Source organism: Pseudogracilibacillus sp. SE30717A, assembly GCF_037071985.1.
Classification (GTDB): domain Bacteria; phylum Bacillota; class Bacilli; order Bacillales; family Amphibacillaceae; genus Pseudogracilibacillus.
The window spans coordinates 133,973-145,412 of record NZ_JAXHDF010000011.1 but is presented as its reverse complement, the minus strand read 5'-3'; the positions used below and the strand labels follow the sequence as shown (position 1 = coordinate 145,412).

Annotated in this window: 10 protein-coding genes; 2 read left to right on the top strand and 8 right to left on the bottom strand. The window is 35.0% G+C overall.

The window, feature by feature from the left end:
* Positions 1–153: 153 nt before the first annotated feature.
* The gene (locus SPD48_RS17055; RefSeq protein WP_336259328.1) at positions 154–771 is read right to left on the bottom strand and encodes a YpjP family protein; all 618 of its coding nucleotides are present in this window, start codon (positions 769–771) and stop codon (positions 154–156) included.
* A gap of 289 nt (positions 772–1,060) precedes the next feature.
* On the opposite strand from SPD48_RS17055, the gene SPD48_RS17050 reads away from it, so the two are divergent.
* Both SPD48_RS17050 and SPD48_RS17045 read left to right on the top strand, forming a co-directional pair.
* The gene (locus tag SPD48_RS17050; protein WP_336259327.1) at positions 1,061–1,675 is read left to right on the top strand and encodes a class I SAM-dependent methyltransferase; all 615 of its coding nucleotides are present in this window, start codon (positions 1,061–1,063) and stop codon (positions 1,673–1,675) included.
* A gap of 325 nt (positions 1,676–2,000) precedes the next feature.
* A complete protein-coding gene (locus SPD48_RS17045) occupies positions 2,001–2,960 on the top strand; it encodes a DUF4349 domain-containing protein (RefSeq protein WP_336259326.1) in 960 nt (319 codons plus the stop codon).
* Between the two features lie 413 nt (positions 2,961–3,373).
* Here SPD48_RS17045 and SPD48_RS17040 read toward each other — a convergent pair whose 3' ends face one another.
* The 7 genes from SPD48_RS17040 to SPD48_RS17010 all read right to left on the bottom strand — a co-directional run bounded on the left by SPD48_RS17040 (position 3,374) and on the right by SPD48_RS17010 (position 11,433).
* Entirely contained in the window at positions 3,374–4,342 is a 969-nt protein-coding gene (locus tag SPD48_RS17040) for a sugar phosphate isomerase/epimerase family protein (protein ID WP_336259325.1), read from the bottom strand.
* Between the two features lie 157 nt (positions 4,343–4,499).
* A complete protein-coding gene (locus tag SPD48_RS17035; RefSeq protein ID WP_336259324.1) occupies positions 4,500–5,537 on the bottom strand; it encodes a Gfo/Idh/MocA family protein in 1,038 nt (345 codons plus the stop codon).
* Positions 5,538–5,604: 67 nt separating this feature from the next.
* Positions 5,605–6,594, bottom strand: a complete 990-nt coding sequence (locus tag SPD48_RS17030; protein WP_336259322.1) for a LacI family DNA-binding transcriptional regulator — start codon at positions 6,592–6,594, stop codon at positions 5,605–5,607.
* Positions 6,595–6,657: 63 nt separating this feature from the next.
* Entirely contained in the window at positions 6,658–7,680 is a 1,023-nt protein-coding gene (locus SPD48_RS17025) for an ABC transporter permease (protein ID WP_336259321.1), read from the bottom strand.
* 15 nt (positions 7,681–7,695) lie between these two features.
* On the bottom strand, positions 7,696–9,186 hold the full coding sequence (locus SPD48_RS17020; RefSeq protein WP_336259320.1) for a sugar ABC transporter ATP-binding protein: 1,491 nt from the start codon (positions 9,184–9,186) through the stop codon (positions 7,696–7,698).
* Positions 9,187–9,278: 92 nt separating this feature from the next.
* Complete coding sequence (locus SPD48_RS17015; protein WP_336259319.1) at positions 9,279–10,286, bottom strand: ABC transporter substrate-binding protein; 1,008 nt, start codon at positions 10,284–10,286, stop codon at positions 9,279–9,281.
* Between the two features lie 139 nt (positions 10,287–10,425).
* On the bottom strand, positions 10,426–11,433 hold the full coding sequence (locus SPD48_RS17010; protein WP_336259318.1) for a Gfo/Idh/MocA family protein: 1,008 nt from the start codon (positions 11,431–11,433) through the stop codon (positions 10,426–10,428).
* Positions 11,434–11,440: the final 7 nt, after the last annotated feature.

Below are 11,440 nucleotides of genomic sequence, written 5' to 3'. Positions count from 1 at the left end.
TTTTTCTTCCTTTTTTTAAATTATAAGATCACCATTTGTCTATATGTATTACTCTTTTTAATATAATATCGTAGTCGATCTACAACTTTTCACTTCCATTACATTATTGATTTTAGCCAAATAAAAAAACCAAGTGCCTTCTCGACACCTGGTTTATGACATCCATTTGGGCGGAGTGTTTTTATCCCAATAAATATCACCGATTTCATAATGCTTTTCAAAATTATCTTCGTATAAATGATAATGAAAATTAAACCAATACCCTTCTAATGGACGATTTTCACGTCTTACATGAAATTTCGCTACATCCTTTTTGTTCCGTTCATCATATACATTAAAAATTCTTTCCCCAATTCCACTCGATGGGGATTCAGTAATTGCAAAGTATGGTGCCGCATCCTTCCCGGCGTCTTCTATCATTGTGGTGAGTATTTCTTCCATTACTGGAAAAATATTTACCGTAAATTCATCTTCTATTTGTGAAGCAATTTTGGGGCCAAGTTTTGTAATGGTCTGTTCTTGTGCTTTCATCAGTAAAGAATCTAAATAATCATACTCATCCCCACTATCAAACATAAGATCATCGAAAGCAGATTCATGGTCCTCTATTTCCGCTACTTTTGTAAATTCATCTTTGTCTGTTGGATTCGAAGCAGAGGATATGTCTTTGTTTTCAGACGGTTCGGCATTTGGAGATACTGGAGGTACGTACATCCCCAATGTCATAATCGCTATTAAAATTACAATGGTTTTTCTCATCCATAGTTTCATAGAAACAATCCCTTACATATCTTCTTTATTAAATTTTACCATTTTTCGTGAACTTGTCTAGGGATATTTTTTAAAAAGCAACTTATATGTAAAACTGTTCCTATCTTAATTTATAAATTCTTGATATAATTTATTCACGTTAGGAAAGCACTTTAGCAACTCAATATACCTTGAGATTAAAGGGTTTATTAGTTCGAAGCACACAAAATATTTTTTCAACTATATTATACATAAAAAAACGTCTTGCTACGGATTCACCAATATTGTTTGATTTATTGGAGGTGGAAAAATGAAAAAAGACAAATTAATTAGAAAATATGATAAGCAGGCCAAAAAGTATGAAAGATATAGGGATCAAGCAGTACTTAGTAATTGGAGAAGAAAATTATTAAAAAGTGCCTATGGAAATGTTCTCGAGGTTGGGATTGGTGTCGGTGCCAACTTTCCGTTTTATAACAGAGAAAATGTATCCATAACAGGTGTTGATTTTAGTCAGCAGATGATTAAAAGTGCTAAGCAATTAGCTTCTACCCTACAAATAAAAGCAAATTTTATACAGAACGACATTGATCAATTGCCGTTTGAAGAAAATACATTTGATTGTATCGTTTCTACCCTAACACTTTGCAGCTATCCGGAACCAGTTATTACTTTAAATAAGTTTAATAAATGGTGTAAACCTAATGGTACGATATTACTTATGGAACACGGTCTCAGCACTAAAAGATTACTTTCTACTTCGCAAAATATAATTAATCCTCTATTCAAGAATATATCCGGGTGCCACTTCAATCGTGATATGATCGCTATAATTGAACAATCCGATCTAGAGACTGAGCATGTGGAGCGCTATTGGAAAGATATCATGTGCTTAGTTTGGGCAAAACCATCTAAACAAGAATAAAAGAGTCACTTCTTTATTCTTATATATTCCATACAGGGCATCCACATAACGTTTATCGTCCGGATTACAAAAAGAGAATGTCATCACACCTCCTATTTTTAGATGCCCTCGAATGAAACTTAGCGAGTAACAGGTTAAAATCCGTTCTATCTAAATTCATAGTTTTGATTTAATTTGTTGAACGAGAAGCCCTTTTTATAATATGTTTTTTGCCGGACAAGCATACATTTAAGATAAACTCACTTCTCTTTTTTAATAGAATTTCCTACCTGGAGTAGTAATTTACATAATAGTTTCACCTATTATCGCCAAAGGAGGTTTTTACATGAGAAAAATGAATTTGAGATTGTTAATAATTTTAAGTATGTTACTCTTTTTAGCAGCTTGTAGCTCTGGTTTAGATGAATTGAGTGACGAAATGAAGGATGCAAAGAGCGACAGCCAAATGTATTCGAACACTGAAACAGAGGAAGCCGATACGGAAATTTCAAATGATTTTGCAGCAATCGAATTGAAGGATCAATCCTTAGAAAATGAAACGAAAGGTGCTGATGAAACAAAAATTGATCTTGCTCAAACAGATCGAATGATCATTCACCAGGCACAATTACATATTAATGTGAAAGACATTGATAAAGCCCAAACAAACATTGAAGCCAAAGCTAAAAAATATGATGGATATATCGTTGAATCAAACATATATCGAGAAAACGAGGATGATAATACGGCTTATATAAAAGTAAGAATTCCAGAGAAGGATTTTCAAGCCTTTTTATCTGATACAGAAGAAACTGCTGCTGAGGTTCTTGAACGAAATGTGACGGGTCAAGATGTAACCGAACAATTTATGGATTTAGAATCAAGATTGAAGTCCAAACGGGCAGTTGAAGAAAGACTGCTTGAATTCATGAAAGAAGCAAAAAAGACAGAGGATTTATTACAGATTTCGAACGATTTAGCTACGATCCAAGAAGAAATTGAAGTGATTGTTGGTCAAATGAAATACCTTGAAAATCAAACCTCTTTTTCAACCATTGAAATATCAATGTATGAAAATAGCGTCAAAATTCCAGAACTAGAGAACAAAGATTTAGATACATGGGAAAGAACACAAAAACAACTCGCCATCAGCACCAACTATATACTGGCAACCTTATCAGGAATAGTAGTGTTTCTCGTTGGAAATCTTCCTATTATACTAATATTTTCAGTAGTGGGCTTAGCAGTTTATTATATTGTTAAAAGAAAACTAAGAAAATGGAAAGATAAAAGGAATGGGGGTTAATTGATAATCAGGCATTTATAATTTAACAGCATAGGCGAAAGTTAGAAAATAAATCAATATTGATATAATTACGATGATATGAGCTGCTTTCAGAAATAGTGAGCTAATTTTAAGTGATATGAGCCAATTTCAAAAATAGCGAGCTAATTTTAAGTGATATGAGCCAATTTCAAAAATAGTGAGCTAAATTTAGGTGAGATGAGCTACTTTCAGAAATAGTGAGCTAGTTTTAGGTGAGATGAGCCAATTTCAAAAATAGTGAGCTAGTTTTAGGTGAGATGAGCTAATTTCAAATAAATGATAGCCTATCCCAGGCACACGACTACATTCCCAACTTCTCTGTACAAGACTGTGGGAATGTAGTCCATATTATTAAACTTGAATATTTTTATGTTTAAAGACAAGTATTTTAGTTACGCCCACCAAATCTCTGATGGAGGTTCCTCTATATTTACCCGCTTTAAATTACGAATCGCTTGAGAAAATCCTTCTTCCACTGACATAATTGGATCTTCGTGTTCAATACTTATAACATAATCATACCCGTATGTCCTTAGAGCACTTACGATGTTAGACCATTCTTGAATACTGTGTCCATAACCAACCGTACGAAAATTCCATGCTCTACTTTGAATGTTATGATAGGGCTGCATATCTGTTAACCCATACATATTTACATTATCTTGATCAATATACGTATCTTTTGCATGAAAATGATGAATTGCTTTTTCTCTGCCTAGAATTTTTATTGCAGCCACTGGATCGATTCCTTGCCACCATAAATGGCTTGGATCAAGATTAGCACCAATTGCTTCATTTGTTTCCTCACGTAATTTAAGCATTGTATACGGGGTATGAACTAAAAATCCAGCATGTAATTCAATGCCAATCTTAACTCCATGATCTTTCGCGAATTGGCCCATCTCCTTCCAATATGGAATGAGTTTTTCCTCCCATTGCCATTTCAAAATATCTGCATATACAGTTGGCCAAGGGGTTACCGGCCAATTCGGATATGTAGAGTTTTCATGGGAACCAGGTATTCCAGAGAAAGTATTTACGATTGGAACCTGAAGCAACTGAGCTAGCCTTATTGTTTTGACCAAGGTGTCATGTGCTTTTTTTGCGTTTTCTTTATTTGGCGAAATGGGATTATCATGACAACTAAATGCGCTAATCGTTAATCCACGAGAATGTATTTTATCTAAGTATTCTTTTCGATAATCTTCGTCTCCAATTAATTTTTCCAAATTACAATGCGCATTTCCAGGGTGACCACCTGTACCGATTTCAACCGCTTGTACCCCTACTTTTTGAACATGATCAAGCATGTCATCTAATTTCATATCAGAAAATAATACAGTAAATACGCCTACTTTCATCTCTTTCCCTCCTCCTGTCTTTTATCGGTCTCGTACACTAGATAGAATCTAGACGAACTTTTTAATAATCCTTTAACATAGTTCAATAGGACACTCATGAATCCATCCATTTCTGTCATGCCACAAATGCTAGAGTCATTTTCTTTTTACTCTTATTTCAGCTCACATGAACCACTCTGCCGTTTTCTGCCGCTTCCAACATTGAGAGCACTACTTTTAAAGATAATAATGCTTGTTCACCAGTAACAGGTGGAGTCTCATCCAAACGTATACACTGTATAAATGCATCAATAACGCCTGAATTTGACTGATTATCATTCGTTTGTATTGGCTCCACTTCGTAGTGAATTTTTTCTCCATTATTTTTAATTACTTGTATTTGGTACGTTGGATTATCATATATTTTCATCATTCCACGTTCGAAATAAATAATCGTACTATTATCTTCTTCTCCATAATACGTCCAAGAAAAAGATGCTGTACCTAATCGGCCTCGTTTTGTCTTCAAACTAGATACAATATTATCGCACACTTCAATTGGGTTATCGTATTCATCTTTTTTATCAAGCGCACCTTGAAAAGCACATACCTGTTCGATCTCATCGTCTAATAAAAAATGAAGTAAATCTATTTTATGAATTCCTAAATCTCCAAGTACTCCAAACCCAGAACGATTCTTTTTAAAAAACCAAGTAGAGTTAGTCTTATTCGTTCCCCAATGTTCAGGACCTTTATGACCGAAAGATGTTTTAAAAGTAAGTACATTTCCTAATTCATTACTTTCTATTATTTGTTTAGCTCGCATATGTGCTTTCGTGAATCTTTGATTGTGAGCAACCATTAGCTTTTTACCAGACTTCTTTTGCGCTTCAATCATCTGATTGGCATGCTCAACTGAGAGTGCAATTGGCTTTTCACACAATACATGTTTTCCATGTAACAACGCCTCTGTAGAAAAAATATGATGGTACTCATTTGAAGAACAATCACTGATGGCCTCAATTGTAGTATCCAATAACAGATCCTCAACACTGTGTGCAACACTACCCTCAAACTGCTTCGCCATCGCCTCGGCTCGTTCAATATTCCGATCGTAAAACACCAAATCCGAAACAGATGGATTCGCTTTATATTCTGGTGCGTGCCGATGTTTTACAATTGAACCACACCCAATAATCCCCACTCTTATACTCATCTTATTTCCTCCCAGTCTTTCTGAAATAGAACGAATAAACATGGAACTAACGATATGCATTGTTAATCTAACCTGACGTAGATTCGCGAATGACTAATTCGTGATCTAAGACAACACTTTCTACTTCCTCACCCTTTATTTTATCCATCAGCATCTGTGCAGCAATCGTGCCCATTTTGTACATGGGCTGTTCGACAGTAGTTAATGTTGGATGAGTCATATTAGAAAAATCAATATTATCAAAACCTACTACAGCAATATCATTAGGAACTTGAAGTCCTTGGGCATGAATTTCTTTTAATGCTCCGATAGCAAGTAAATCTGAAACAGAAAAAACTGCAGTTAGTCGGTCTGTTTCACTTAATAAACTCCGCATTGCTTGTTGACCAGATTCAAAACTCAATTGTTGTGTATAACGAATATATGTTTTATTAAATGGTATACCATGCTCTTCCAGCGCTTTTTTATAGCCTGTTTCACGTTGCCTAGCATATAAGTATTTCTTATCCGAATTAATAAAAGCGATATCTTTGTGACCAATTGTTATTAAATGTTTGACAGCTCGGTACGCTGCCTTTTCGCTATCAATCGTTACGTAAGAAATACCACTATCGACTGCATATTCACTACATTGAATAATGCTGTGTCGTTCAGCTAATTGTAACAACGTTTTTAAGTTAATTGCAGGATCCATTGAAATAATACCATCTGCCATTTTTTTCCGAACTAAATCAAAATAAATATTTCTTCGCTCAGGATTAGAATCCGTTTCACATAACAAAACGTTATAGCTTTGACTTAATGCTGTCGTTTCAATTCCTTTAATAATTTCAAAATAAAAGGGATTTGAAATTTTAGGAATTAATACTAGAAGCAAACGACTTTCAGAGTTTCGTAAATTTCTACCTAGCATACTTGGTTCATAGTTTAATTTCTTAATTGCTTCTTCTACTTTTAATTTTGTTTTAGTTGCCACTGTACTATGATTGTTTAGCACTCTAGAGACAGTAGCAACTGAAACACCTGCCAATTCTGCAACTTGTTGTATGTTTGCCATTTTTCCTTCCTTCTTTCGCTTACTCAATTATACGTATAATTATACTATTTCATTAGATTGACTCTATCCCACCTGCTGCTTTCTCTGTAACAGCACTGCGCAAATTACAATTAATCCTTTAAATGCCTCTCTCAAAAATGGAGGGACACCGAATAGATTCAATAAATTATTCATAACAGCAATAATTAACATACCGTAAACGGTTCCAAGAATAAACCCTCTTCCTCCACTCATACTCGTTCCACCTACAACTGCTGCCGCAATTGCGTCCATTTCCATTCCTCTACCAGCATTAGAAAAGTCCATAGATCCGATTCTCGAAACTTGAATAATAGCCGCTATAGAAACAAGAAGTCCCATTAGCGCATATACTTGAAGCTTGATTTTATCTACTTTAACTCCTGATAACATCGCTGCTTTCTCATTTGAACCAACAGCTATAATTTGTCTTCCAAAAACTGTTCGCTTCGATACATAATAAAGGATTGCTGCAATAATTGCCCAATAAATAATCGGCATAAGCATATAGTTTCCCACTTTAAAACTAGCAATTGTTAAAAACTCCGCTGGTACTTGCGTATTATGTCCTTGCATAAAATGTTGAGTTACACTTCTGAAGATCATCATAGCTCCCAATGTAGCAATAAACGGAGGTACTTTTCCTTTTGTAATTGTTAGCCCAATTAAAGCTCCTAATAAGTAGCCCATCACTAACACGATAATAATTGCAACAATAAATGCAGGAATACCTGTTAATCCGATCAATCCTAGCAAACCTTTACTCCCAGTATCGATTAAAACCATCAAAAAAGCACCTGTCGCAACTAATGTAGCACCAACCGATAAATCAATTCCTTCTGACATAATTACAAATGTCATCCCTAAAGCAATGATTCCTACACCTGCATTATTTCTAAGAATATTAAGCCAATTACTCGTCCATGATTGTAACCAACTACCAAAAGAATCATAATCAAATCCTAAAACTAATGTCTGGATGATTACCATAATAATAAGGACAACAAACGTACTAAATAATGGTTCATTTATCCACTTGTTTTTAATCCGTCCAAAGGTGTTTCTCATATGATTTTCCCCCTACTAACTCAGTTTCCCTCCTGTTGCTAATGTCATCATATTATGCGTAGTCATCGCATCTCCAGCCACTTCTCCTTGAATCTCCCCATGATACATGACAACTGCTCGATCACATATACGGATGACTTCAGGAGCTTCATCTGAAAGCACAACGATGGCAAGCCCTTCTTCAGCAAGTTTTAAAATGATATCGTAAATCTCTTCTTTCGCTCCGACATCGACACCCTGAGTAGGATTATCTAGTATAAGCAACTTTGGTTCGGTCGCTAACCATTTAGCAAGAACAACCTTCTGCTGATTTCCACCGGAGAGGCTATTAATATTGTCAATAAGCTGACCCATTTTAAGTCGCAATGATTTCCGTTGATGTTCAAAGGTCTTTTCATGTTTTTCCATATTTATAATACCTAGTTGTGAAAATTTGGACCAAGTAGTAATAGTCGCATTTTCAATGATATTCATATCTTTAAGAATAGCATTCTCTTTTCTATTGTTTGGAAGGTATGCAATTCCTTTCTTAATAGCATCAACCGTATTGTTTAATGTTGTTTCCATTTCGTCAAGATACATTTTTCCTGATAGAATATTTTTTGCCCCGAAAACAGATTGAAAAAGTTCACTACGACCATCACCAAGCAATCCAGTCACTCCAACAATTTCTCCACTTTTAATTAAAAAATTTATATCTCGAAAAGTATGAGTGCTTGTAAATCCTTCTAAACGTAACACTGTATTACCTATCTTCTTTTTTCTACTTAAATTTTCTGTTCTTACATCATGCCCAACCATAAAACGAGCAAGATCATTCGTCGTTACTTCACTTACCTTTCCTTCCGCTACGAGACTACCATCACGCAAGACAACGTATTGATCACAGATTTGCATCACTTCATTCAATTTATGGGATATAAAAATAATTCCAACACCACGTTTTTTCAACGTATTCATCATTTTAAAGACACGTTTTATTTCTTGCTCTGTTAAAGAAGTAGTAGGTTCATCCATAATAATGATGGATGCATTTGTCATCATTGCACGGCAGATTTCAACAATTTGCTTGTAAGACGAATCAAGTTGATGAACCATCGTTTTCGGATCCAAATCGACATTTATTTCTTTGAAAATAGCTTCTGTTTTTTGAATCATCGTTTCTAAATCTAAACTTCCGGTTTTTGTTTTTATTTCTCTACCCAGAAATATATTTTCATAAATAGGTAAATCGTTAATCAAATTTAATTCTTGGTGGATAAATGCGATCCCAGCCTTCTGTGAATGTGTTGGTGTTTCCATATGAACTTTCTCGTTATCAATCAAAATTGAACCTGCATCCATTTGATGTACTCCTCCAAGAATATTCATTAATGTTGATTTCCCAGCTCCGTTTTCACCTAACAAAGCACAAATATGACCACCTTGTATTGTAAAAGTAACATCTTTCAGCACAGCAACATTGCTACCAAATGACTTTTTTATATTTTTCATTTCTATGATCATGCCATCACTTCCAGACTTTTATTGAAAAGAGAAGCTATACCCTTCATATAGCCTCTCTTGTACAGCAGATACCTCTTAACTCCATGACTCTATTAATACGGTGAATCTGTGTCAATAAATTCCTCGTAGTTATCTCTATCTACAATCGTTGTCGGAATGATAATTTGCTCGTCCACGTCTTCCCCTTTTAACACTTTGAGCGCTACATCTACCGCATCTTTCACCATCGCCGGGCTGTATAAAGCTGATTGAATCCAAATATCTTCATTTTGTGGCATCATATTAAAGTATTCTTGCATTCCTCCACCGCCAGTTACGACTTTAATATCATCTCTGCCAGCTTCTTGAATCGCTTGTAATACACCCACCGAAGTTTCATCATCTAAGGAATAGACTGCATCAATTTGACTATTCGCAGTCAGGATGTCAGAAAAGTCTTTCAACCCGGCTTCACGAGTAAATTCTGTCGCATATGTTTGAATAGTTAAATCTGGGGCAATTTCTGCGATTGTATCTTCGAATCCTTTCTTTCTCAGTTCAGAGACCGATCCTGCCGTCGGAACTTCTAGAACTACGACATTTCCTTCTGTACCAATTTTATCTACAATATAATGTGCTCCTTGAATCCCCATATCTTCATTATCACCTGCAACACGGTACACCCCGTCAACATCGATTTCAATATCAAAGTTTACTACCTCAATTCCATTATCGAGCGCTGTTTGAATCGACGTCTCCATTCCTTCCCATTGAGGAAATGCTACAATTGCTTCTGCTCCCCATGTCATCAAATCGTCTAATTGTGAAGTCATTTCCGAAGCATCACTACTTGTTTGTATTTGATACTCAATTTCATCACTTAGTTCTTTTACACGATTTTCCGCATGATAGGCAACTGCAGCAACCCATCCATGTGTTACTGCTGGAGCAAGAATCCCAATCTTATATTTTTCCCCATCTTTTTTCGTATCTTCACTCTCATCATTCTCTATAGCATCATCTGTGTCAGCATCACTGTCAACATTCTCCCCACTACACGCACTTAAAACAATGACAATAAGCAACCCTACCATGAAAAACAAAGATAAAAACTTTCTCACCACTTAACCTCCCTTTAATTTTTACTATTTCCCTCTTTATACTTATAGAAGGATATTATATAAAAATAATATAATTAAATTTATACTATTTTATATATTCAGAATTATGGTGTTGCATTAATCTAGCTTCTGCTTTTCTTTAAAACTGGGGGATGGAAACTTTTTCGTTATTTTCTAATGATTGTTCGATCGCCTGGAGTATAAATTGTGTGTATAGTACATCCGTTAGGGGAATAATTGTATTTTCTTTTTTATGTTCAATACAATCTACAAAATAGGATAATTCATTATGAAAGGCATCTTGTGCTTGAACTTCCAATGTCGACTTTTTCTCGTTTGTATAGAACGTAAATTGATTATTAGAGGCTTGCATATTTTCTATATTTTCAGCACCTGCAAAATGAAAGTCAACTATACGTTGGCTTGATTGGGCACGAAATGACATGGTGAAAGGAAATTTCATTGCCATACGATGTGATGCTTCTACATATGCAATACTTTTATTTTTGAAAGATAACGTCGTCATAATATGATCCCAAGCACCTATGTCATTTTTCGTTCCTACCGCATAAACACAGTCAACTTCACCTAATAAATAGGTAACAAAATCAATATCATGAATGTGTAAATCAAATAAGGCACCACCGCTTTTCTCCGGGTGTTGAAACCAATTGCTCCATTTCGGCTTTTGCCCTAATCGCTTTGCATGTACAACGTCTATATTTGTTAATTTGTCACTTTCACTATACGATTTAATTTTTTTATATTCAGGCCAAAATCTTAGTACATGACCTACGAACAATCTCACTTCATTTTTACGAATAATGTCTAAAATCCGTTTCGCAGACTCGACCGTTAACGTAAGTGGTTTTTCACAAATAATATGTTTGCCGGCATTCGCCGCTTTTATTATAAATTCTTCATGTAAATACGTTGGTAAACAAATATCAACGATATCTATTGCATCATCTTTTAATAAATCATCATAAGTAGTTACAAAAGAACCATTATACATTTGAGTTATATCCTCATCTACTACATTACTTCTCGTATAGATTGCAGTTACTTCGCAGTTAGTAATAGAATCATAGGCGCGTAAATGCGTTTTCCCCATAAACCCTAAACCAACTAGCCCTATTTTTTGCATACTTACC

What these genes read in the sequence shown, in the direction of transcription:
- SPD48_RS17055 (WP_336259328.1), bottom strand. Translation starts at nt 771, where the DNA reads ATGAAACTATGGATGAGAAAAACCATTGTAATTTTAATAGCGATTATG.
- SPD48_RS17050 (WP_336259327.1), top strand. Translation starts at nt 1,061, where the DNA reads ATGAAAAAAGACAAATTAATTAGAAAATATGATAAGCAGGCCAAAAAG.
- SPD48_RS17045 (WP_336259326.1), top strand. Translation starts at nt 2,001, where the DNA reads ATGAGAAAAATGAATTTGAGATTGTTAATAATTTTAAGTATGTTACTC.
- SPD48_RS17040 (WP_336259325.1), bottom strand. Translation starts at nt 4,342, where the DNA reads ATGAAAGTAGGCGTATTTACTGTATTATTTTCTGATATGAAATTAGAT.
- SPD48_RS17035 (WP_336259324.1), bottom strand. Translation starts at nt 5,537, where the DNA reads ATGAGTATAAGAGTGGGGATTATTGGGTGTGGTTCAATTGTAAAACAT.
- SPD48_RS17030 (WP_336259322.1), bottom strand. Translation starts at nt 6,594, where the DNA reads ATGGCAAACATACAACAAGTTGCAGAATTGGCAGGTGTTTCAGTTGCT.
- SPD48_RS17025 (WP_336259321.1), bottom strand. Translation starts at nt 7,680, where the DNA reads ATGAGAAACACCTTTGGACGGATTAAAAACAAGTGGATAAATGAACCA.
- SPD48_RS17020 (WP_336259320.1), bottom strand. Translation starts at nt 9,186, where the DNA reads ATGATCATAGAAATGAAAAATATAAAAAAGTCATTTGGTAGCAATGTT.
- SPD48_RS17010 (WP_336259318.1), bottom strand. Translation starts at nt 11,433, where the DNA reads ATGCAAAAAATAGGGCTAGTTGGTTTAGGGTTTATGGGGAAAACGCAT.